The organism is Pedobacter cryoconitis (genome assembly GCF_001590605.1).
Taxonomy (GTDB): Bacteria; Bacteroidota; Bacteroidia; order Sphingobacteriales; family Sphingobacteriaceae; genus Pedobacter; species Pedobacter cryoconitis_A.
In genome coordinates, this window is record NZ_CP014504.1 from 5,919,270 (window position 1) to 5,943,026 (window position 23,757).

Annotated in this window: 26 protein-coding genes; 14 read left to right on the forward strand and 12 right to left on the reverse strand. The window is 37.1% G+C overall.

Annotation, left to right across the window (positions count from 1 at the left end; all coding sequences use genetic code 11):
* Window positions 1-34 precede the first annotated feature (34 nt).
* Complete coding sequence (locus AY601_RS25045) at window positions 35-550, reverse strand: hypothetical protein (RefSeq protein WP_068406854.1); 516 nt, start codon at window positions 548-550, stop codon at window positions 35-37.
* Window positions 551-634: 84 nt separating this feature from the next.
* Here AY601_RS25045 and AY601_RS25050 point away from each other — a divergent pair, with 84 nt between their 5' ends.
* Window positions 635-904 carry a helix-turn-helix domain-containing protein gene (locus tag AY601_RS25050; RefSeq protein WP_232324668.1) on the forward strand — a complete coding sequence of 90 codons (270 nt, stop codon included), beginning with the start codon at window positions 635-637 and terminating at the stop codon, window positions 902-904.
* 7 nt (window positions 905-911) lie between these two features.
* Here the strand turns inward: AY601_RS25050 and AY601_RS25055 are convergent, their stop codons facing one another.
* The 9 genes from AY601_RS25055 to AY601_RS25095 form a co-directional block, all read right to left on the reverse strand.
* Window positions 912-1,457, reverse strand: coding sequence for a hypothetical protein (locus AY601_RS25055; protein WP_068406858.1), 546 nt, complete (start codon window positions 1,455-1,457; stop codon window positions 912-914).
* A gap of 420 nt (window positions 1,458-1,877) precedes the next feature.
* Window positions 1,878-3,680, reverse strand: a complete 1,803-nt coding sequence (locus AY601_RS25060; protein ID WP_068406861.1) for a hypothetical protein — start codon at window positions 3,678-3,680, stop codon at window positions 1,878-1,880.
* A 107-nt stretch (window positions 3,681-3,787) separates the two neighbouring features.
* Entirely contained in the window at window positions 3,788-4,351 is a 564-nt protein-coding gene (locus AY601_RS25065) for a hypothetical protein (protein WP_068406864.1), read from the reverse strand.
* Window positions 4,352-4,502: 151 nt separating this feature from the next.
* Window positions 4,503-4,907, reverse strand: coding sequence for a hypothetical protein (locus AY601_RS25070; RefSeq protein WP_068406867.1), 405 nt, complete (start codon window positions 4,905-4,907; stop codon window positions 4,503-4,505).
* Window positions 4,908-4,969: 62 nt separating this feature from the next.
* Window positions 4,970-5,986, reverse strand: coding sequence for a hypothetical protein (locus AY601_RS25075; protein WP_068406870.1), 1,017 nt, complete (start codon window positions 5,984-5,986; stop codon window positions 4,970-4,972).
* Between the two features lie 75 nt (window positions 5,987-6,061).
* Window positions 6,062-7,351, reverse strand: a complete 1,290-nt coding sequence (locus AY601_RS25080) for a tyrosine-type recombinase/integrase (RefSeq protein WP_068406873.1) — start codon at window positions 7,349-7,351, stop codon at window positions 6,062-6,064.
* A 251-nt stretch (window positions 7,352-7,602) separates the two neighbouring features.
* Complete coding sequence (locus AY601_RS25085) at window positions 7,603-8,049, reverse strand: nuclear transport factor 2 family protein (RefSeq protein ID WP_068406876.1); 447 nt, start codon at window positions 8,047-8,049, stop codon at window positions 7,603-7,605.
* A gap of 111 nt (window positions 8,050-8,160) precedes the next feature.
* A complete protein-coding gene (gene map / locus AY601_RS25090; protein WP_068406879.1) occupies window positions 8,161-8,919 on the reverse strand; it encodes a type I methionyl aminopeptidase in 759 nt (252 codons plus the stop codon).
* Between the two features lie 103 nt (window positions 8,920-9,022).
* Entirely contained in the window at window positions 9,023-9,709 is a 687-nt protein-coding gene (locus AY601_RS25095) for an XRE family transcriptional regulator (RefSeq protein WP_068406881.1), read from the reverse strand.
* Window positions 9,710-9,985: 276 nt separating this feature from the next.
* Between AY601_RS25095 and kbl the strand changes: the two genes are divergently transcribed.
* From kbl to AY601_RS25130, 7 genes are all read left to right on the forward strand, one after another.
* Entirely contained in the window at window positions 9,986-11,176 is a 1,191-nt protein-coding gene (gene kbl / locus AY601_RS25100) for a glycine C-acetyltransferase (protein ID WP_068406884.1), read from the forward strand.
* A gap of 131 nt (window positions 11,177-11,307) precedes the next feature.
* Window positions 11,308-12,345, forward strand: coding sequence for a phenylalanine--tRNA ligase subunit alpha (gene pheS, locus AY601_RS25105; RefSeq protein WP_068406887.1), 1,038 nt, complete (start codon window positions 11,308-11,310; stop codon window positions 12,343-12,345).
* A gap of 74 nt (window positions 12,346-12,419) precedes the next feature.
* Window positions 12,420-12,779, forward strand: coding sequence for a hypothetical protein (locus tag AY601_RS25110; RefSeq protein WP_157288104.1), 360 nt, complete (start codon window positions 12,420-12,422; stop codon window positions 12,777-12,779).
* A complete protein-coding gene (locus AY601_RS25115) occupies window positions 12,779-13,354 on the forward strand; it encodes a TetR/AcrR family transcriptional regulator (RefSeq protein ID WP_068406893.1) in 576 nt (191 codons plus the stop codon). Before AY601_RS25110 ends, AY601_RS25115 begins: the two co-directional genes overlap by 1 nt.
* Window positions 13,355-13,456: 102 nt before the next feature.
* Window positions 13,457-13,573 (forward strand): phenylalanyl-tRNA synthetase subunit alpha, encoded by a 117-nt coding sequence (locus tag AY601_RS25120; RefSeq protein ID WP_068406897.1) that lies wholly within the window; start codon window positions 13,457-13,459, stop codon window positions 13,571-13,573.
* 147 nt (window positions 13,574-13,720) lie between these two features.
* Window positions 13,721-15,136 carry a 23S rRNA (uracil(1939)-C(5))-methyltransferase RlmD gene (gene rlmD / locus AY601_RS25125; protein WP_068406900.1) on the forward strand — a complete coding sequence of 472 codons (1,416 nt, stop codon included), beginning with the start codon at window positions 13,721-13,723 and terminating at the stop codon, window positions 15,134-15,136.
* Window positions 15,137-15,146: 10 nt separating this feature from the next.
* A complete protein-coding gene (locus tag AY601_RS25130; RefSeq protein WP_068406903.1) occupies window positions 15,147-15,545 on the forward strand; it encodes a hypothetical protein in 399 nt (132 codons plus the stop codon).
* A gap of 58 nt (window positions 15,546-15,603) precedes the next feature.
* On the opposite strand, the gene AY601_RS25135 is transcribed toward AY601_RS25130, so the two are convergent.
* Entirely contained in the window at window positions 15,604-16,317 is a 714-nt protein-coding gene (locus AY601_RS25135) for a head GIN domain-containing protein (RefSeq protein ID WP_068406906.1), read from the reverse strand.
* A gap of 131 nt (window positions 16,318-16,448) precedes the next feature.
* On the opposite strand from AY601_RS25135, the gene AY601_RS25140 reads away from it, so the two are divergent.
* From AY601_RS25140 to hemH, 4 genes are all read left to right on the forward strand, one after another.
* Entirely contained in the window at window positions 16,449-16,958 is a 510-nt protein-coding gene (locus tag AY601_RS25140) for a phosphoribosyltransferase family protein (protein ID WP_068406910.1), read from the forward strand.
* A gap of 1 nt (window position 16,959) precedes the next feature.
* Window positions 16,960-18,000 carry a hypothetical protein gene (locus tag AY601_RS25145; RefSeq protein WP_068406912.1) on the forward strand — a complete coding sequence of 347 codons (1,041 nt, stop codon included), beginning with the start codon at window positions 16,960-16,962 and terminating at the stop codon, window positions 17,998-18,000.
* Between the two features lie 60 nt (window positions 18,001-18,060).
* The gene (locus tag AY601_RS25150; RefSeq protein WP_068406915.1) at window positions 18,061-18,909 is read left to right on the forward strand and encodes a 4-hydroxy-3-methylbut-2-enyl diphosphate reductase; all 849 of its coding nucleotides are present in this window, start codon (window positions 18,061-18,063) and stop codon (window positions 18,907-18,909) included.
* Between the two features lie 125 nt (window positions 18,910-19,034).
* A complete protein-coding gene (gene hemH / locus AY601_RS25155) occupies window positions 19,035-20,060 on the forward strand; it encodes a ferrochelatase (protein ID WP_068406918.1) in 1,026 nt (341 codons plus the stop codon).
* Here hemH and AY601_RS25160 read toward each other — a convergent pair.
* A complete protein-coding gene (locus AY601_RS25160) occupies window positions 20,057-21,277 on the reverse strand; it encodes a 3-deoxy-D-manno-octulosonic acid transferase (protein ID WP_068406923.1) in 1,221 nt (406 codons plus the stop codon). The genes hemH and AY601_RS25160 overlap by 4 nt on opposite strands.
* 179 nt (window positions 21,278-21,456) lie before the next feature.
* Between AY601_RS25160 and AY601_RS25165 the strand changes: the two genes are divergently transcribed.
* Both AY601_RS25165 and AY601_RS25170 read left to right on the forward strand, forming a co-directional pair.
* Entirely contained in the window at window positions 21,457-22,767 is a 1,311-nt protein-coding gene (locus AY601_RS25165; RefSeq protein ID WP_068406926.1) for a UDP-glucose dehydrogenase family protein, read from the forward strand.
* The gene (locus tag AY601_RS25170) at window positions 22,767-23,756 is read left to right on the forward strand and encodes a UDP-glucuronic acid decarboxylase family protein (protein WP_068406929.1); all 990 of its coding nucleotides are present in this window, start codon (window positions 22,767-22,769) and stop codon (window positions 23,754-23,756) included. The genes AY601_RS25165 and AY601_RS25170 overlap by 1 nt, the downstream gene beginning before the upstream one ends.
* Window position 23,757: the final 1 nt, after the last annotated feature.

The window sequence follows — 23,757 nt, forward strand, 5'->3', positions numbered from 1 at the left end:
TATTTAAAAGGTAAATGATTTGCTTGTTTAAGTCTTATAATCGTCTAAGTATGTAAGCAGCCTTCAAATGATGCTGCCCATAATTGCTTTGTGCTTCATATGATTGTGTCACTGTGATTTGTGAGCTTAGCCACTGTGGATTTATGCGTGGCCCGCCTGTCCATAATTTATCATTAAGATTTCCTTCGCCTTCGAACGTTACTTTCGTAATCCCATTAGTATCTGAATAATACTGTCTCTCGTAGCTTCCCGAAAATGCACCAAACCTTTCAATATAGATTCGGCCTTCATAAAACATCACCTGTAATACACCGCCTTCTTTTAGACCTAACCCTCCAGGAATATCTTCTCTAATACCGCTTTGAGTCCTAATATCAACGATTTTATAATTCTTAGGCTTATTATAAATCTCTTGAATGAGCTCTTGATCTGTTTTACCTTCCATTAGCTCTTCTTGTTTTTCTCTAAAGGATTTCTCTGTCTGTTTACAAGCGTAAACAATATTGATGCTTAGCAGCATAAGGACAATTAACATTTTGTTTCTAATCATAATCGAGTTTTGAGTGTTGTAAAATTAGCAATTACTTAGATATAACTAAGTAATTGCTGTTAATATAATTTCGTGATTAGTGGCGTGTCTAAATCAACTATAAAATCAGAAATAGAGTTGTTCGCAATTAAAAAGGTAAAAGCTCTCAGAGAGGAAGCAAACTTCTCACAATCAGAGCTCGCATTTAGATTAGGAGTTTCTAATGGGTTCATTGGACAAGTAGAGAGCAATAAATTTCCTGCTAAATATAATCTTGACCATATTGATAAGTTGGCAGTTATATTTAACTGCTCACCGAAAGACTTCCTCCCTGAACATCCAGTGAATAAAGACTCCTCAAAGTCCATATTATAATTTGCGTTTAAGAAGGAACTCTTTCTTCTGTTGTCACAGTCACATAATCCTTTTCCTGATTGAATAACCTGCTAATAAAGAATGGCTGAATATCAGTAGCGGAATGATCTATTCTAATGCAATTCTCAATATTAATATCTGAGGATTCCAGATTAGTACATCTAAATACAATCCTTAGCATTCTGTTGAATAGCTTATCACCAAAACGTGTTAGTGCATCTTCATCATAGGATACGTAAATCATCTTGTATCCAAATCTGTTCATTGTAAGCGTATAGTTATAAAAGAAGCATAGCCATTCATTTATAAGTTTGGTTTCCTTTCCTGATTGCGTATGATCAACAGTCACAGAAATCCGGTATTTCAGCGTTTCAAATGCTGTTAATAGTTCTTTAGTGTGCTTAACAATGTTGTGATATGCTTTTTCAACATTTTCATTTCTTAATTCTAAGTTCTGTGTGAGAACTGTTTCTTCGCTTGGTGCAATTATTGTCATTTCATTTAGGGTTTTAAGGGTTTCTAATTTTGTTACTGGCTGTGTTTTTTTAGACATAACGATATAATGCCCTGAGATTTCAGAGCTTGCTTTTAATTGGGTTTAATGAATTATTACTGGTTTATATATGTTGTATTGCGGGAAGGAAAATGGATGGATTAGACCTGCGTATTTCAATGGAATGAAATTGTCGCGTACGTCTATCGAGTGGTTTTAGGATTCTCTTCGGGTGAGTTTTATCTATTATAAAAGAAAAGATGCAGTCTGATTGACGTGCCTTGTTCTTAACTGAGGTTTGTCTTTTCTAATAGGTAATCATTTCCCATCCAGATCTCGAAGGGGTCTTCGATGATAGAGGATCTGAGAGAATATGCCTCAAAAATTATTTAAAAAATATTTTTGGTAGATTATAATAAATAAAAAAAGTTCTTCTGTTTAAGGAAGAACTTTAGGACAGTAGAAAAAAGGGTTAAACCTTTATAAATTCTGTCCTATTTCTCTATTAAATTTAGACCCAATAATCTTATATCCTTTCTGCTCTTTTCCACCTTTAATTGTCTTTCGAGGTCCAAGATGGAAAAAATCTTTTAATAAAATCAGGCTCGGATTTAGGTCGAGATCATGCTTTTTAATTGCCAACTCAAGTTTATTGATAATAATTTTAGTGGTAGCTTCAAATCCATCTTCAAAGCTATTGTGTAAAGATTGAATAAAACCGAAGTTCGATTTTTGCACGGCCTCGCGTTTCTCACGTACTGCGGTTTTCAACTGTTTCTTGGAATAGCTGTTTTTGTATAATTGTTCTGCCCCTAATTCATAGTATCCTCTGACTATATCTGGAAAGTTCCTTTCAAGTTGGTTGATTACATCTTGTTTGTTATCAATCACAAATTTCATATCATCTTCTTGTTCCAACTTATTTAATGCATCAATAAGCTGACTCGTCAGTTCTCTTATCGATAAGCCATATTTATTTGGTTTCAAATCAGCGTCTGAAAGCAAATGAGTTTCCATCCTCAGAGTGGGTAAAAAGTGCATCGTCTTATAAGCTTCAAAAAGTGTCTTATGGTTTAGATACAATGCTTTAACAGCTTCCTCGTAAAAAAAATTATCATACATAAAATGATTTTTTGTTCCATCCTCATTAACGAAGTCAGAATATTTGACTAAAAGCAGAGCTTCTGCTAATGTTGCTTCTGCTCCTGGATTAGTTGCTGACTGGTGTAATGCTTTAATTACATTATAGGTTTCCTCGCATCCCTCAAGGTAACTTATAGCCTCATTCTCATCTTTTGTTTTTAGAGTAGAGTCAAAATTTGAGATAGCAATTATACGGTCAACCCCATTTCTGAATCGGCCAACGATTTGAATTGCGTCACTTTTCGGATCAATCATAGTATGGTGTGCAATATGAAGATTAGTTACCATGATTACCACGGGTTGAATATCCATTTCTATATCCACAGCCGCATTAAATCTGCTTGTAAAAAAATTATGTTTAGGAAATTCTTCTGTTAGATTATCATATACTCCGTTGATCCCATTAATTGATAGTTCACTTCCCTTGTTGCTGGAGCAGTAGATGCTAGTCTGGTCGGCTATACCTAAGTCGTTGATTGTACTAACAATCCCTTGGAGTGAATTGTAAAATATACAGATACGCTCAGATTCTAAGCTTTCGACAACATTTTTTAAGGTCTGAGAGATGTTATTAGTTACTATTAACTCCAATCCCTTTTGATAATCATAATCAGGCTTGATTATAATGTTTTGAAACTTATGTTCTTCGAAGCGTGGGTCGGATGGGATTACTGCTGTTGCAGAAATATATGCCTTATTTTCGAAGGAGAAGAAGTTCTGCATAGGTTTGATGATAGTGTATCTGTAGTTGACATCCTTCATTGTCCGGTCACATTCGTCAAAAAGCAGGAAATAGTCCGAGTATAAATTAATGTTTAAATTATTGGCGGCTTCTAATACCTTGCAGAATGATTCTGGAGTTACGAGGATTTTTTTAAACTTAATACTATCATTTCTCAAATAGTCCATAATCATAGGCACGTCAATGCCTTCAAAAATGCCCAGTATGCCTTTACCTTTTTTACCTTTGATCACAGGCACATTTGGTTCAATAATAATGGAATGTCTTTCACAAAAAAGTTCAAGCGTTGTAGCTCCTATACCCGTAGCTGTTTTCAATATAATTGAGTTGGTTGGTAATTCTGTCAAAATATCGCTTAGATATTGTCCTTTACTGATGGTTATAATCTTGGTTTTCATTGTTTAAAAATTAGGGCATTGGTATGCCTATCAGCAATTTTTGCTGTTGTGGTTTGGAAATAAAAGTTTAGAAAAATGGGAGAGAAGATTTCTCTCCCAAAAAATAGCTATTCAGCTAATTTTGTAGCCTCAGTATAGAGCCCTTCAATGTCGAGGTTGACATTATATTTGTTAAAGGCATATCCGTGAAGTAAATGATCTATCCACGGCAGCGACTTGATTTTGATATTCAAATCTCCATTAGAACCTTGAATTTTCAGATAATAATATTCGTTACCATCCTTTGAAGCATAAGGTAGGTTATGGTTTATTTTCCTGTTCTCTTTCATCATTTGAATAAATCCTTGGAACTCACGTAGTGCAGGCTTGTCATCGCCAATAAACTTTAAGAATTCTGATTTCGTCACAATTCCAAAATCAAAATTTTCAATGAAGAAAGTTTGATTGTCAATCACTGTCTTGTTCTCTTCAACTATGGCATTTAGCTCATTTTTTTTCTTCCTTTGTTCTGATACAATGAAATCTATAATACTGCTGTTTTTTAAATCTTGGTCTTTCATTCTTTTGTTGTTTGTGGGTTGTACAGGTATGCTTGGTTCAATTACTATTGAATGTTTATTTGCCATAATGTTGATATCGGTTTTACCGACTCCTATTTTTGTCTTAATCATCTGGAATGTTATAATTTTAGGGCATAAGAATCCCTGCACGATCTGTGTCGTGATTTTTTGTGGTTAAATAATTAATTGAGTTTACTTTTGGTATTTTACAATTGACAATTCACGTGTGCACCCGTAACAGTCATGCTAAAACATCTTTAACTTATGAGGCATCAAAAGTCAATATAGAGATCAGATCCTCTAAAGGCCACCAACCTTGATGAATATTCTCTTGATAACAAAGTAAGAAGTGATACATGTCATGGTGATACAGCAAGTGAATTTTGACTTTCGCATTTGGAAGTTTGAATTTACATTTTATTCTTCCGCACTCAATGGAATCAGCATCCGAACTGTAAGATGACAAGTGGGTCAATTTGTAAGACTTACTGGTAAGCTCAAATACACGCTTTAAACTTTCCCTCTCTGAACAGGATAATCGATTGGTATATTCCATAAATTCAGCCTTCGTGAAATATCCTTTATCATTTGTTTCCGAAAAGAATTGGTTCAGTACAGATTGATCTTCGCTGTCTATAGCAGCAGCATTAATTGGAGTTTGATCCATGATTTGTTTATTTTAGTAATCCGAACAATATCGTTCACATCACTAACAGCAAATCATGTTCTCTAATTTTTGCCACTCAAGATTTGTTTTTTTCTTTTTAAGTGGCGTTTAATAAGATGGATTTCAGGTGTAAACTCTTTAAAGATTATTTCTGGAAATTTTACATCCTTGTATTTCGGATCTGTTTTAAAGAAGGACCAAATGTAATTTGCCTTATTTCTAGGACTATGGTGTCTAATTAAATCCTCAGGTCTCATCAAATTGAAAAGTAAAAGTATTGTATAAATGAACTCTCCCTGGTTTTCGTCAAGAGTCTTTTTTTTACCTTTCCAACCCATTTCAGTACGCATATAATGCCAAACTAAATTGCACACGCGCTTCTTGAACAAGTGGGTTAAATCCTCTATAGACTGGTGGAATGTTACGCTATTAATCAAGTTTCTGACTTTTCTCTGTGTAAGTTTCTGACTTATTGATAATTGGACAGATAAAAAAGAGAAATGCGGACTGCTCAGTTCTTGGATGCGATTTGTGATTAGAAGATCTATGATCTGTCTCTTCTCCTGCTGATTTCCATCTACTAAAATCTGCACATCCGTAATTAGCTTAGGTTTCTTATTCTCGACAGTAGAGGTCAACTTTGGATTGATCCTAATTTCAGTACCTAAAATGAACTTTTTTTTGATTTCCAAAAGCCTGTTCAGATCGTTTAGTATATATAGGGCATTATCAGACATATTTATATTTTCGCTTGATGCTGACAGTTCTATTCGCTGTCGTGACTCCATGACAAAGTTCCATTCTAGTTCAATAAGATTTTGAACCATAGCAAGAATATTATTTTGATGTATAGACTTATCTGCAGATTGTGGAAAAGTTTTGTCAACTATAGTATTATAAGCATAAGCTGGAAAAATTGTGGACTCATTAACAGGTAAAATATAAATTTTAATACACTTAATATATTTTTCTGGAGATCCTATATTGATGAAAATTTTAGATGCTGCATGGTGCTTTATTATTGTTTTTAAACTGGCTTCGACTGATATTTCTTTTACGTTCAGATTAGAATGGATCATCAACAAAAATACTAGATTGTCTTAAACAAAAAAACGGAACAGATTTCAATCCATTCCGCTTTAATTATAATGAGGTTACACCTCATTTAGATCTCTCTCCATAGTTTTAAGCTCGTAAGGCTTCACTATCCTTTTTGTTTGTAAATAAATCTCTGTGGTCGAGATACTGCTATGATTGGCTCTTTCTTTTATCAGATAGTGATCCACGCCTGCATTAAACTGATTTGTGATTGAGGTGTGTTTGTTTTCATATAGTTTTATATCGTTGAATTGTGGGTAAAGCTTGCGGAATCTGCGCATCAGGGTAGCTAACTCTTTATTTCGATGTGGTTTACCTAGTTTGAAGATATTATGCCCACCATATAAATACATTTCCTTATTAATTGTCAGCCCGTATTTTATTGTGTTATTCCTTATTATTGTGATCAGCTCTTGGGCTTTAGAAGAGAGTATTACGGTACGAAGGCTGTCATTCTTCTTATTGATAATCTTCAATGTACCATATTCAAAATCTATATTTCCAACTTGAATCAAGACCTGTTCGGCAAGCCTAATGTTATTTTCATATAATAGCAATCCGCTCAGGTAAAGTCGGGTAAATGTATACTTCTCTTTAAATTCAAGTAGATGATAGAACTCATTGAAAAGATTATCTGGTATAACTTTGAATCGTTTATCCTGTCTTGCTGAGTTTAACTTCTTTAGTTTCTTCAGATGGTTCTTAATCGGAAACTCATTATAATCCATTAACCAGCCGTAAAATTGTGTAACATATTGGAAGTGCTGATTTACTGAGGCATTAATGAGCTTTTTGGTACTTGTGTTATAGGTGTTATTTAAAAGGTCAATTCTGTAATTGAGCCATAAATCAGTACTTAGATCGCTTAGACATATTCTTTTATATCTGTCTATACTAAAGTATTTAAGTAATTTATTACTGTGATGCTTGTACCCGCAAAGGCTGACCTTATCAACCGTACCTTCTTTGTTCTGTAGTGTCTTATAAAGAAAGAAAGCTTCAATCGCTTCTCTTACATTACTTCTCATGGATACAGTTGAAACTGCTGCCTCATTTTGCAATTCATGAGTTATTAGCAATATATCTTGTTTGAAAATCTCAGTTAATGAAGCTTCAATCTCAGATTGCTTTATTTTCTCTGATATTTCTAAGCTATTAAAGAACTCGATGGATTTAGTTTTAACGCTTCCCTTACCGTAGTACTTCTTTTGTCCGTTGTGGTTATAATCCAGATAGTACTTCTGTTCCTTTGCATCCTTACCCGGAACATTTAGGTAAATCTCAATGCCATTAGAATTTGCTAAGAAGAACTTAGTTGATTTGGTTTTAGAATTGGTGGCTTTCATGATAAATGATCTTCATTTATCCCCGAACTCATCCCTATACGTCTATTGAATAGCTAATAAGTGCCTTTAAATGGTATCCAAGTACGAAACCCGTTCATACAGGTTTATATTTGGTTAGAAAAGGGATGTGTCTGGATGGAACATCCCTTTCTTGTTTTATTTCTCTTCCAGACTAATACCTAATTTTCCTGCTATATCCTACAATAATTTAAAATAGCAGCTACCTTTTCTAAATGAGTTTATTTAGCTTACTATTCCTGGAAATTATCATAATAAGTGAAATCCTTTGTGATCAATCCATTCTCAATAGTAAAGATGGTACAAATAGGTAATTCAAATTTAGAATTATCAGGCGCTGTTCCGGTAGAAACAAATTCTACAATTACATTTTTATCTCCTGAAGGATAAATATTGACTATACTATCCTTAACATCTGGAAACTGCTCACTCAACTCATTATACTTCTTTATAGTCTGTTCCCTTTTTTGTTTTACAATCCCATTTCCTAAAGAAGGATCTTTGAACTCAGCAGTTTCAGCATACATACCAGCCATTTTTGTCCAGTCATGTTTATTGAAATGATCAAAATAAACCCTTATAAGATCTTCATTATTCTTTAATACCATATTTTTATGAGCTGCACTGTGACAGGAAACTAATGTTAATGTGGTTAAGAGATAAGTGACTAAATGTTTCATTACTATAAGCTTTTAGTACAATTAATGTAATTAATTTTACTGGAAATCACAAAAAAAGGGATGTATCCTTAAAGAATACATCCCTACATGTCTAAAGACTGAGTATTGTGATTATATTTTATTAGCGCTGGTCAGAATTTCAGGAACTCCATCTGTTACTAATATCGTATGCTCATGTTGTGCAACAAAACCACCTTTATTTCCTTTCAATGTCCAGCCGTCTGCCTGTTCAACTGCCATGTTTGACGTTGTAGCAATAAAAGTTTCTATAGCAACCGTTGAGTTTTTCTTAAACCTTTGCGTATTGTATTTATCATAACAGTTCAAAATGCAATCCGGTGCTTCATGCAAACTACGGCCAACACCATGACCAGCTAAATTACGGATCACAGTAAAACCATGTTTTCTTGCCTCAGTTTCTATTAACCTGCCAATATCCGCAATTTTAACACCACCTCTGATCTTGCTGATTGCTTTATAAAGAATATCTTTAGAAGCATCCACTAAAGGCTGATGGTTATTTATATCTTCTCCTAATACAAAAGAACCTCCATTGTCAGCCCAGAATCCATCAAGTTCAGCAGATACATCTATATTGATCAGGTCACCATTCGCAAGTATTTTTTCTTCAGACGGGATGCCGTGAGCAGCTTCATTGTTAATACTAATACAAGTCCACCCAGGAAATCCGTAAGTTAATTTAGGAGCAGACTTCGCACCATAACCTGCTAATATTTTTCCGCCGAACTCATCCAGTTCTTTCGTGGAGATACCCGGCTGAGCGAATTCACGCATTTGTTTAAGCGTATTTGCAACAGCATCACTTACACGTTGCATTCCTAATAATTCATCTGCTGATGTGATTGACATAAAGCCTTTTTTAGTTTAAAATATACAGACAAAGATACAATAATTCTCTTCGGAGACTGGAGGGACAATTGTCCCATAACCAGTCGAAGTCCCAAATCGTACCCTACAGCTGATTCCTGGTTATCTTTCCTTTGACAATGAATAACCGGTTAATAGCCTGTTTATCCAGAATGGTATCACCTTTATAATCGGCATTTGCAGCACGCAAGATAATTTTACCTGGCGTAGTATGCTCAAACAGCAATTTTACAGTCGTAATATTATTGGCGCTTTCATCAGCCATAATTAAATAAGCCTCTCCCCATTGGATAATGTCTTTGTTCACGACTTCCCGGATAGCAATTATTTCTCCGCTCGAATATTTTGGGACCATACTATCCCCATAAACTGGTAAATAGGCATCACAGTCATTAAAGGGGCGGAAGTTTACATAATACTCTGGCTTTTCCTTTAAAAAATTAAGCTCTTCGGATGAAAAATCGGAAGGATTAACATTAATAAAAGGGACACCTTCTTCAGGTTCAGTATTCAGCTTGTTCGTTTCTCTGAGCAACTCATCTATTGAGTATATTTTTCCAACACCAGTGGCTAGCCAGCTTTCATTGATATGATAGTGTTTGATCACATCCTCTGCGAGCCTTTTACCAATCATTCTGGACCCGTTTTCTATAGGCGAGAAGTTGTTTACATGTTTAGCTATCGGGCTATAGAATTCCTGAAGCGTCATTTTCTTCGCCAACCGGATTTCTTTCAATCTGGCTCCGAAATGTTTTCTTTGATTATCGGTCATTTATCTAATGGGGAAAGTTAATTGTTAATTTAATGCAGATTATAAAGGTAAGTTAAATTATCATTACTTTATAATTTATTGCAAAATAAGAAATAAAATCCTTTTAAAGTATGCTCCCTGAATTATTATTTAAACATTGTTGTCCTTTTATCCCTGAAACAGCAATTATGCCGTGGTTAATTTCAAGTTTTAATACTGAACCTGGAAGAGACTAAAATTAAACGGCTTCTAAATTGATATTTTTATAACTTTGGAAGCATCAAATAACTAGCATATATGTATAAAACACTGCAACCTGTTCTTCAACAGGAATTAGAACAAATAGAAAAAGACGGGTTATACAAACGGGAAAGAGTAATCATCACACCTCAGGGAGCTGATATCAAAGTAAGTACTGGTCAGGAAGTGGTGAATTTTTGCGCTAATAACTACCTGGGATTGTCTTCAGATCCAAGAGTAACTGCTGCTGCGAAAGCTGCAATTGATAAATATGGTTATGGAATGTCTTCTGTCCGTTTTATCTGTGGAACTCAGGATGTACATAAAGAATTAGAACAAAAACTATCTGAATTCTTAGGTACCGAAGATACTATACTATATGCAGCAGCTTTTGATGCCAATGGAGGAGTGTTTGAACCTTTGTTTAACGATCAGGATGCAATTATCTCTGACGAACTGAACCATGCCTCTATCATTGACGGTGTGCGTTTATGTAAAGCAAAACGTTTCCGTTATAAACACAGTGATATGGCAGACCTGGAAGAGCAGTTAAAAGCAGCAGCTTCCTGCCGTCACCGTATTATTGTTACAGACGGTGCATTCTCTATGGATGGTACTATTGCACAATTAGATAAGATCTGTGATTTAGCTGATAAATATGAAGCGCTTGTGATGATTGATGAATCTCACTGTTCCGGATTTATGGGTAAAACAGGAAGAGGGACTCATGAACACTGCGGTGTAATCGATAGAATAGATATTATTACAGGTACTTTAGGTAAAGCACTAGGCGGTGCTTCCGGAGGTTTTACAGCGGGGAAAAAAGAAATTATTGATATGCTTCGTCAGCGTTCAAGACCATATTTATTCTCTAATACACTGGCTCCTGCAATTGCAGGTGCTTCAGTTGCGGTATTGGATCTGTTAAATGAAAGTACAGCACTAAGAGATAAATTAGAGCACAATACACTTTATTTCCGTCAGAAAATGACAGCAGCAGGGTTTGATATCAAAGAAGGTATTCACCCAATTGTGCCAGTGATGCTATACGATGCTAAACTAGCACAAGAATTTGCGGCAAAAATGCTGGAAGAAGGCATTTATGTAATCGGATTCTACTATCCTGTTGTTCCTCAGGGTAAAGCGCGTATCAGAGTACAGCTTTCTGCCGGACATGAACAACACCATTTAGACAAAGCAATTGCAGCTTTTATTAAAGTAGGTAAAGAATTGAAAGTAATCTCTTAGGCTATTCTATATAAACTAAAGACCAGCCGCCATTTCTGTTCAGGGAATGGCGGTTTCTTGTTTTAACGTCAAAAATAATTCGCATTTGCCGGTTATTAAGATATTAATGAAATAGCTGTATATTTGGCATTATGTTGCAAGCTAAGATTACAGAATATACTACGGAAATAAATGCTTTTTCTACGGAAAATGCTGACGAATTAGAACAGTTCAGAATAAAATTCCTTGGAACTAAAGGAATTATAAAAGATATTTTTGATGAATTTAAGGCTGTATCTCCTGAAGAAAAGAGAACGCTTGGAAAGGTACTAAACGAGTTCAAACAACTTGCAGAAGCAAAATATCAGACACTTAAAGAACAAGACGCTACAGAACTGACCAGAAAAGATGCTGGTCTGGATTTGACACTTCCTGGTGCAGGCTTTGAGGTAGGTGCCCGTCACCCGCTGGCTTTAGTCAGAAGAGAGATTGTTGACATTTTCAGCAGACTTGGATTTGTTGTGGCAGAAGGGCCTGAAATAGAAGATGACTGGCATAACTTTTCTGCCTTAAACTTTCCTGAAGAACACCCGGCAAGAGATATGCAGGATACCTTTTTTATCAAAAAAGGCGGAGCGCATGGAGATATCGCCTTAAGAACACATACTTCTTCTGTACAGGTAAGAATGATGGAAGCTGGGAAACCGCCTTTCAGAGCTTTAATGCCAGGACGTGTTTACCGTAATGAAGCAATCTCTGCAAGAGCACATTGTTTTTTCCACCAGGTAGAAGGACTGTATGTAGATGAGAATGTATCATTCGCAGATTTAAAGCAAACCTTGTTCTATTTTGTACAGGAACTATACGGTGAAGGTACTAAAGTACGTTTCCGTCCTTCTTATTTCCCATTCACAGAACCTTCTGCAGAGATGGATATTTCTTGTACCATTTGTAAAGGGGCAGGTTGTCAATTGTGCAAATATAGCGGCTGGGTAGAAATATTGGGTTGTGGTATGGTAGATCCGAATGTATTGGAAAACTGTGGTATTGACAGTAAAAAATATAGCGGTTTCGCATTTGGTATGGGTATCGAACGTATTGCGAACTTAAAATTTGAGATCAAAGACTTACGCCTATTCTCAGAAAACGATCAGCGTTTCCTGAAACAATTTAAAACTTCGTTGATTTAAACCCATCTATGAGCAAAATTGCAGGCCTTCTTTTCGTGTTTTTTTTATTTTCCGCGTGTGGGAAACAAACGAATATGATACCTAATGCAGGTGTTGATATTATCGGGTTTTTTAACCCCGCACAATTATCAGATCTGAAAGCGAAAGGCGCAATTTTAATTAATGGTGGGGTTGCAGGGGTGATTATTGCCTATAATGTGAGTCTGGATGGTAGTGGGGGATACAGCTACAAAGCTTATGACCGTTGCAGCACCGTAAACCCGGAAAACAGGTGTGCGGTGACTATAGAAAACCCATACAATGTAGTTGACCCATGTTCAGGGGCGAAATACTCACTGATAGATGGTACCCCAACAAAAGCACCAGCTAAAACTGCATTGAGAACATATAATATAACCATTTCAGGAAATAACAGTTACCGAGTCACTAATTGATGGAACCAGAAAAAATTAAAGAGAGCATCATTAGAGCTGCCAAAGAACTATTCAGGAAATACGGGTATCACAAGACCAGTGTAAATGAGATTGCAAAAAAGGCGAGAATCGCCAAAGCAACCATTTATAAATATTTTGAAAGCAAGGAACAAGTATTAGATGCTATTCTGATGGATTATCTTGACCTTAATTTGCATGAAATATTAAAAAACAAAGCCCAGTTTGTTGATGAAGAAGAACACCTGAAAGCATTGGTCATGAAAACCTGCAGGCTCACCTATACCGTTTGCAACGAATTTATAGGGTGGGACTTTGTCAGGGAAAATGCCAATTCACAAGAATTCCTCAAACACCTTTCAGACCAATTGGAATCGCTACTGCTTTCCGCTTACCTTGGCCTGGACCATTTCAAAAATAATCCATCCAGAAGAGAAGGACTTGCATTTTTATTGAAAGCAAGTAAAAGTATTGTCTTCTCTTTCGCCTTTACCTCTGTAAGTGACTCAGATGTTCGTAAGAACTTTGTCAGCTTCCAAAAAGAAATGCTGCCCTTTCTGGTTAAAGCAGCACTTTAGAGCCAGCGTATAAATTGTTTATAATTTGTTAATATCAAACTAGTATACCAATTTGGTTTTCGGTATATAAACCTCTATATTTACTTTGTAACGTCATTTATAATGAGCAAAGAGGTTTTAGAGATTTCGATCCTGGTAGAAGAGAAATTTGATGTCAGCTTTAACCTTGACGGAGGCCTTTTGGGGATTATCCTGAAGGTTTTCGGAATTGGGAGCTGACCAGTCAATTTCACCACACTGATGGGTATAAGTATATCCAGATAAAATCCTTGTGCCCTGATTATCCGTTGTAATTTTATCATCTTACTATTCAGGAAGCTAAAAAAAATAGGAACTGTTAAATACAAGTTTTAGCTTTGCAGCAGAATGAGTAGAAATAGAAAAGCTGGAACGGTTACAATCCTGCCCAATTTAAGTATAATTGATATTGCTGAAGAAGGCAAAGGAGTAGCCAAAGCAGATGAATTAGTTGTGTTTGTAGATAAAGCCGTACCAGGTGATATCGTTGATGTCAAAATCGTAAAAAAGAAAAAGAATTTTGCAGAAGCAGTAATTGAAACACTGCATACCGCTTCAGACATGCGGACAGATCCGTTCTGTGAACATTTTGGTACTTGTGGAGGCTGCAAATGGCAGCACATGCAATATGACGCACAACTGCACTTTAAACAAAAGAATGTTGAAGCAGCACTACAGCGTCTTGCAAAAGTAGATACTTCTTCAATGGAGCCGATTTTAGGTTCTGCTGAAAACAAATACTACCGTAATAAACTAGAATATACTTTTTCCAACAAACGCTGGTTAAACGCCCAGGATATGACCGATCGCGAAGATCTGGAAATGAATGCACTCGGTTTCCACGTTCCCTTGCGTTTTGATAAAATTCTTGACATTCAGCATTGCTATCTGCAGGCAGAACCATCAAACAAGCTAAGAAATGAGGTAAGAGCCTATGCACTTAAAAATGAATTGAGCTTTTACGACCTGCGTAACCACGAAGGAAGCCTGAGAAACCTGATCATCCGTACCTCTTCTACAGGAGAAGTCATGGTTGTAGTTGTTTTTGCTTATGCAGAACCAGCGCAGGTGAACGGATTAATGGAGCACCTTAAAGTTAGTTTTCCTGAAATAACTTCCTTGCTTTACATCCTTAACCAAAAAAAGAACGATACTATATTTGATCAGGATGTGATCACCTATGCAGGAAGAGACTATATCTTTGAAGAAATGAACGGGCTTAAATTTAAGATCGGGGCAAAATCATTTTATCAGACCAACTCACTTCAAGCACACGAACTTTATAAAATCACTAAAGAATTCGCAGGCTTTAAAGGCGATGAATTGGTATACGACCTTTATACAGGGGCAGGGACCATCGCTAACTTTATCGCAGGCAGCGTAAAACAAGTTATCGGAGTAGAATACGTTCCCACAGCTATAGAAGATGCTAAATTCAACTCAGAATTGAATGGCATCGAAAACACTGTTTTCTATGCTGGTGACATGAAAGATATCCTGACCACAGACTTTATTGCAGCGCACGGTAAACCAGATGTTGTAATTACTGACCCGCCACGCGCAGGAATGCATACCGATGTAGTTGAAAGATTATTAGAAATGGAAGCAGAGAAAATTGTTTATGTAAGCTGTAATGCAGCCACACAGGCAAGAGATCTGGCTTTATTGAAAGAGAAATATGAAGTAAGCCGTATTAAACCGGTTGACATGTTTCCGCATACACAGCACGTAGAAAACGTTGTTTTATTAAATCTAATCAAATAAATTAGCACAGATGGATATAGAAGAGTTATTGCCTCAACAGCCTGAAGAAGGGAAAACTGAAAAAAAGGTAAGCCCATTGGTTAGCCTGGAAAAAGATCTGGAACTTTATGCAGAGTCTATCAGAGAAATTGCGTTGGAGATTATTGCTGAAGGAGTATCTCAGAATCCGATATTTGTTGCACACCAGCATACAGTATCCATAGGGGAGATGATTTTAAACAAAGAAGAACTGAATACCAATTGGAATATTCAAGCTTCGATGGTAGAAGAATTTATTGAAAAAGGGATTATCAAACCTGAGCTTAAAGAACTTTTCCTGAAGAATTATAAAAAACCAGAAGACTTTATGTGTGTATTTGTAATTGTTCCAGAAGGGGCCAATTTCATATTCTACCCTTATAAAAAGTAATAAAAAACCCCTGACCAATGGCAATAGGTCAGGGGTTTTGCTTTTAAAAACTCAAAAATTAATTTATCCTGTTCACATTGCCACTTCTGGAAGAGTTGTTTTTTAAACTTGCCCCTCCTTTATAATTGATACTACCACCACTGCTTGAAGTAGTTTCCAATGCTTTTGACACATTGATTTCAATATCTCCACCAGAACTGGCCGCCGCATTTGCATAGTCAGTTTTTAGTTCTAAAGCGCTCACATTAGCGCCAGAACTTGCTTTAACATCCAGATTGGACGCTGTTCCGGAAAAAGAAGAGGATGCCCCGCTGCTTGATTTTATCTGAAGATCCTTACAAACGATACTCGCAGACATACTCGCACCAGAAGAAACCTTCGCATCTAAAGCATCAGTCTTTAAAGTATTTTCAGTCTTTAAAGAACTTCCACTGCTTGCAGCTATACTATTCAACTTTTTATAAGTAATATACACCTTAGCGCTTTTATTTTTCAAAAACCTTGAACCCTGATTATCTTTCCAGCTCACTCTTACATTTCCTCCGTTATTTTCGATCACGACTTCATCGATAAAATTACTACTGGCTACGATTTTAGCAGATTCTGTATTGCCCTGTGTAATAAATAAATCAATTCCTGCATGGACACTTACCCCGGAAACATTATTTAAGGCTACGTTTTTAGTATTTTGAGCCTTTAAAGTAAACGCACTGAATGTAGCAGTGATCAGTAAAAGCAATGTTGATTTGAGTAAAAAATTCGATTTCATCATCTTGGTTTTATTAGTTTATCTAAATTAGACACACAGACCTCATAAACGTTGCATTATTTTGAAATTATTTTTCTGATATTTGGTTGAGCTAATAAATCCTTCTTTTTATCCCATAAACAATCACAATTTAGATGGCCGATTCACAATTACTTATTCTAGATAAAAAACAAATTCAACAGAAAATTAACCGTATGGCTTATCAAATCCTGGAGGATAATTTAAATGAGAAGGAAATCGTACTTGCAGGCATATGGGACAGAGGATATAAACTTGCACTGAGACTGAAAACAGTTTTACAGGAAATCTCTGACCTGACTGTAACTATGCTTAGGATTGATCTGGAAAAAGAGAACAGTTGCCTCAAAGCAACCACAGACGTGGAACCAGCTAAAGTGAAAAATAAAGTGATCATTCTTGTTGACGATGTATTGAACAGTGGTAAAACCCTTGCTTATGGCTTTGGTGTATTCCTGAATACTCCGCATAAAAAGATCCGCACCGTTGTACTGGTGGACAGAAGTCATAAAATATACCCGGTAGCAACCGATTTCGTAGGTCTGCAGATGGCCACTGTATTAAAAGAGCATGTAGATGTCGTTCTTGACGTAGCAGGGCAGGAGGATGGTGTTTATTTAAGCTAATATGCTTATTCTTACCTTAATCTATGTCATTCTTATCTTTCTTGTCCTTCGGTTCTCCGTAACTGTGTTTAATTTCCTGTCTAACCCTAAATTGGGAGTTTACGGCAGGCACTTCGATAACAAAGTTTCCATACTCATTGAAGCTACACCCGATACAGCAGTTTTACTGGAACTGCTCCAAACCATCCAATTACAAGACTATGACGCTATAGAAGTAATTATCCAGTGCAATGAAAATGCAGCACAATCAGCAGAGCTGACTAATTTCTGTGCAGCCGACCGTCGTTTTAACCTCAGTAAACAGAAAACCGGTGCAGTGGAAGATGAAGCAACCGGTGAATATTTTCTGTTTTTAGGTACCCATACTATTATTTGTGATGGATTGATCAATAGCCTGATCTATCGAACCAAGGTTTTTAACCTCACACTTCTAAATATCATTCCTACGCAATCCATCAGTGGATTCTTCAATTATTGTTTGCTGCCGTTAAATAATTTTGTACTCCTGAATTTAATCCCACTACGGCTCATCCGTCTTTTTTCCAGTCCTGTCTTTTCTGCAGGAACAAACCAATGTATGTTCTTTGATGCCGCTACCTATAAAAAATACGAATGGCACCGCCGGATGAAAGGAGAGATACCCGAAGCCCTTGAAATCGTTAAAGCCGTTAAACAAGAAAAATTTAAAGCGGAAACTCTGGTCGGAAATAAACTGATTTATAGCTACGTGTCTGAATACCAAAACGATTTAATTCAAAAAACCGGTCAGCGTTTGTTAAGGAACTTTGGGAACAATAGCTTTGTGGCCCTTTTATACCTGTTATTAATTATAGGAGGCCCACTTTATATCCTCGCTGATTATGATTACAGGTTATTTATTCTTCCGGTAGGACTCATTTTTCTGAGCAGGATTATGATTTCTTTCCTATCCGGACAAAACGCTGTCTGGAACATTTTGCTTCATCCCGTTCAAATGTTTTTCCTGGTCATCTCTTTACTGCAGGCAATTTTGGTCAGGATCTTTCTGCCGCGCAAAAAATAACTAGTATGGATATGAAACTCTTTTTGCGTAATTTTGTAGTATCAATTGAAAATAAAGAATATGAAATACGATTTGGCCGTTACCATAGATAAAGCCTCAGGATTCTGTTTCGGGGTAGTATATGCTATAGAAATGGCTGAAGATATTTTAGCTGAAGAAGATTATTTATACTGCCTTGGTGATATTGTGCATAACGATGAAGAAGTAAGACGTTTAACCGATAAAGGCCTGCGTATTATTGACCACGAACAATTACAGCAGCTGCACGATGAAAAAGTACTCATCAGAGCTCATGGAGAGGCGCCTTCTACCTATCAGCTGGCACTGGAAAATAACCTGATTTTAATTGATGCTTCCTGCCCTGTGGTTTTAAAACTGCAAAACAGGATTAAAAATTCCTATGATGATAAAGAACAGATCTTAATCTTTGGAAAACATGGTCATGCAGAAGTAATTGGATTACAAGGACAAACAGATGGTAACGCTATTGTTTTCCAAGATCTTGCCGAACTTGACAACGTAGACTTACCCGGCAAATTTACCCTTTACAGTCAGACCACAAAAAGCACAGATAAATTCTATCACATCAAAGAGCAGCTATTAAGCCGCGGATATGAAGTGAAAGCAAATGATACGATTTGCAGACAAGTTTCTAACCGTTACGAAGACCTGGAGAATTTTGTAGTGAACTATGACAGGATAATTTTTGTATCCGGTAAAAAATCATCTAATGGAAAAGTCCTTTATGATGTCTGTAAAAAATACAATGAACACTCTTATTTCATCTCCAATATAGAGGAGCTGGACATGAGCTGGTTTAGTGTAAACGACAAAATTGGTATTTGCGGAGCAACCTCTACACCGATGTGGTTAATGGAGCAGGTCAAAGCCAGATTAGAGTCTTTTTAACTAAAATATTGTTCATCATTAAAAAGTAATTATTCAAAAGCCGTTCTAAGGCAAATCAAGCATACTGTATATTTGCTGCAGCAATCAGCTCCGGTTAATATCTGAGTTGTTTCTTTACATAAACTATGGGAAAAAAGGGTGTATTATTAGTGAATTTGGGAACTCCGGATAGTCCGGAAGTAAAAGATGTGCGTAAATATCTTGATCAGTTTTTGATGGATGAGCGCGTAATTGACATCAGTACATTAAGCAGGACACTGTTGGTTAAAGGGATTATAGTCCCTTTCCGTAGTCCGAAAACTGCTAAACTTTATAAAGAAATCTGGGATGAAAATGGCTCACCCCTTTTGTATTACAGTAAAATACAAGCTGCATTAGTCCAGGAACAACTGGGCTCAGCATACCATGTCGAGCTGGCTATGCGCTATCAGAGCCCTTCTATTGAAGCTGCACTGGAAAGAATGAAAGCAGGATTGGTAGAAAGTATCCAGGTTATTCCTTTATTTCCTCAATATGCTTCAGCAAGTACAGGATCAGTAATCCAGAAAGTAATGGAGATTGTTGGTAAATGGCAAACTATTCCACCAGTATCTTTCGTGAACTCTTTCCATGATAACGAAATGATGATCAGTACGTTTGCTGACAATGCGAAAAAATATCAGCCAGAAACTTACGATCAGATCTTATTTAGTTTCCACGGCTTACCAGAACGTCAGCTTAAAAAATGCGATCACTCCGGCCAGCACTGTCTTAAAAGTGCTGATTGCTGCGCTACATTAACAGATGTGAATAAATTCTGTTATTCCGCACAATGCCATGATACCGCAAGGCTGATTGCTGCCGAACTGAATATCCCGGCTACACAATACTCCGTATGTTTTCAATCCAGGTTAGGAAAAGAACCATGGGTACAACCTTACACTTCTGATACCCTTAAAGAACTAGCTGCAAAAGGCAAAAAAAGATTATTGGTATTCTGCCCGGCTTTCGTTGCAGATTGTCTGGAGACACTTTATGAAGTAACAGTTGAATATGGTGAAGAATTCAAAAAATTGGGAGGAGAAGAAGTACAGTTGGTTTCCAGCCTGAACGATCATCCCCAATGGATTGCGGCCTTAGTGAAAATGGTTAAAGAACATCACTCCAACTAAATATATTGTTCCAGATAGCTTAAAATCTGTTTGGTCGAACCCGTTTTATCCTGCACATATTTTTTCGCCGCAGGTCCAGCATTTGTATCTTTCTGCAGCTTTTCAAAAGCTGCAGAAAGTTCCTCTGCCGATTTGATGGTAATCGCCGCATTTAGAACAAGTAAATCTTTTGCCTCCTGAAACTTATCGTATCTAGGCCCAAAGATCACCGGCAAACCAAAAGCCGCGGCTTCCAGCGTATTGTGTATACTTACACCAAAGCCACCCCCAATATAAACGATCTTCCCATATTGGTAAATTGAAGAAAGTAAACCAATATTATCAATTATCATCACCTGACTGTCTGTTTGAGGAAGCTCATCGTTCAATTGAGTATAACGCAGCGCTCCAGGAATCAGTCTGATCAGCTGTTCAATATGTGCAGCACCAATTTCATGCGGCGCAATAATGAATTTCCACTTTGGATTAGCAGCTAGTAAAGGCACTACCAATTGCTCATCCTGAGGCCAGGTACTACCCGCAATAAAAACAGCCGCCTGCCCGCAAAACTTTTCAATTAAGGGTAAAGGCTTAACCGTTATCACATTTTCCGCTACCCTGTCAAAGCGCGTATCACCGCTCAAACTTACATTGTCATAATTTAATCCGCTCAGTAACTCCACACTTTCTGTATTCTGTACAAAAAAGTGAGTTACACAATCAAGCATACTGCGGTAAAAACCACCATACCATTTAAAAAATAACTGTTCAGGTCTGAAGATTCCGGAAATAATAAGGAGCGGCACTTTTCTTTCCCGGAGCAATTGAAAATAATGGTACCAAAACTCATACTTCGTGAAAATTGCAATTTCAGGCTGAATCAGGTCTATAAACTGTTTTGCATTCTTTTTAGTATCCAGAGGCAGATAAAAAACACCAGCTGCCAGCGCATAATTCTTACGGATTTCATAGCCAGAAGGTGAAAAGAAAGTAACGATGATTTGATGAGCAGGATAGCTCTTTTTTAGCTGTTCTAAAACAGTCCTTCCCTGTTCAAATTCACCCAGAGAAGCAAAATGGAACCAGATATGTTTCTGTTTTCCATCTACTTTGGTTTCGATAAAATTAAAGATGTTTTCTCTGCCTTTCCAAAATAATTTAGCCTTCTGGTTAAAGAAAGAAGCGATGAATATAATCACCCTGTAAAGCGCGATACCAAAATTATAAAGCAAAAGCATTTTGTTGTTTATTTATTATCTTAGCCGAAGATACTTGATTAAAATTTAAAATTTTCTGATTATATGTTAAGTCGTTAGGCTTTAGTGTGATGTATCTGACGGCCTGTTGAAATTTGGATGACCGAATGAACCAAGGCGTTATTAATTTAAACGAGTTAAATATATTTTAAAATATCTATATGAAAATTGCCGTAATCGGAACAGGGTATGTAGGGCTTGTAACAGGGACTTGTCTTGCTGAAACAGGTAATACTGTAATTTGTGTTGACATCAATGAAGCAAAAGTTCTGAAAATGCAAAATGGGGAAATACCTATTTACGAACCAGGACTGGATGTATTATTCCTTAGAAATATTGAGCAAAAAAGATTAACCTTTACAACCGATCTTGCAGTGGCCGTTGCTTCTGCACAGATTATTTTTATGGCATTGCCTACGCCTCCCGGTGGAGATGGTGCAGCAGATCTTTCTTATATTCTGGGGGCCGCAAAAGACATCGCCAAACTGGTTACTGAATACAAAGTTATTGTCAATAAATCTACCGTTCCGGTTGGGACAGCAGATAAAGTGCAGGCTGTATTCGCTGAACATACCGCAATCCAGATCGATGTGGTTTCTAATCCTGAATTCCTGCGCGAAGGTGTGGCAGTAGAAGATTTCATGAAACCTGATCGTGTAGTGATCGGTACCAGAAGCGAACGTGCCCAGAAACTAATGTCAGAATTGTACGGACCTTACGTCCGCCAGGGAAATCCGATTCTATTTATGGATGAACGTTCCTCAGAACTAACTAAATATGCAGCGAACTCATTTCTGGCTACAAAGATCACTTTCATGAATGAAGTGGCTAACCTTTGTGAACTGGTAGGAGCTGATGTAGATGCTGTACGTAAAGGAATAGGCTCTGATGGCAGAATTGGTAAACGTTTTCTTTTTCCAGGTATAGGTTACGGAGGTTCTTGTTTTCCAAAAGACGTACAAGCACTGGCTAAATCGGCCGAAGAGAATCAATATGATTTCCAGATACTGAAAGCAGTGATGGAGATTAATGAAAAGCAGAAAACCGTACTGGTTAATAAACTATTGAGTTATTATAAAGACGATTTAAAAGGAAAGCACTTTGCCTTATGGGGACTTGCATTTAAACCAGAGACAGATGATATCCGTGAAGCGCCAGCTTTATACATTATTGATGAGCTGATTAAACACGGCGCTACAGTTACCGTTTTTGACCCTGAAGGAATGGAAAATGTGAAAGCTCAGATTGGAGATAAAGTTAACTATGCACCAAACCAATATGAGGCATTAACGGGTGCTGATGCCCTGCTGATTGCTACAGAATGGTCAGTTTTCCGTAACCCTGATTTCGAAAGAATGGAAGAAAAACTAGCGAATAAAGTTATTTTTGATGGTCGTAACTTATACGATTTACAGAAGATGATTGATTTGGGATATTATTACAACAGCATAGGCCGTAAACTAATAGATTAATGGAGCGTAAAAGAGTATTGATTACCGGAGCAGCCGGATTTCTGGGTTCGCATTTATGTGACCGGTTTATTAAAGAAGACTATCATGTTATTGCGATGGACAACCTGATTACAGGTGACCTTCAGAACATAGAGCACCTGTTTGCTTTAGAGAACTTTGAGTTCTCTCATCATGATGTTTCTAAATTTGTATATGTACCTGGCAAACTGGATTATATCCTTCATTTTGCTTCACCAGCAAGTCCAATAGACTATCTTAAAATCCCAATCCAGACCCTTAAAGTAGGCTCGTTGGGAACACATAACCTGCTCGGACTGGCAAAAAACAAAAAAGCAAGGATGATTATTGCTTCTACATCAGAAGTATACGGTGATCCCAGCGTTAACCCTCAGCCCGAAGAGTACTGGGGAAATGTAAATCCTGTAGGCCCGAGAGGCGTTTACGATGAAGCTAAACGTTTCCAGGAGGCCATGACGATGGCTTACCATACCTTTCATGGACTGGAAACACGCATCGTCCGTATCTTTAATACTTATGGGCCAAGAATGCGCCTGAATGACGGCCGTGTATTGCCAGCTTTTATTGGCCAGGCCCTGAGAGGGGAAGACCTGACTGTTTTTGGTGATGGTTCACAAACCCGTTCTTTCTGTTATGTAGACGATCTGGTAGAAGGTATTTACCGATTACTCTTAAGTGATTACGCACAACCTGTAAACATTGGAAATCCTGATGAAATTACGATCAGCCAGTTTGCTGAAGAAATTATCAAGCTGACCGGAACTACGCAAAAAGTCATTTACAAAGACTTGCCAGTAGATGACCCTAAACAGCGCAGACCAGATATTACCAAAGCGAGGGCCTTGTTAAACTGGGAGCCTAAAGTAAGCCGTGCAGAAGGTTTGAAAATTACTTACGCTTACTTCAAAAGCCTGCCAGCTGAGGCACTGGTAAATAAAGAACATAAAGATTTTACAACATACAACCGCTAAT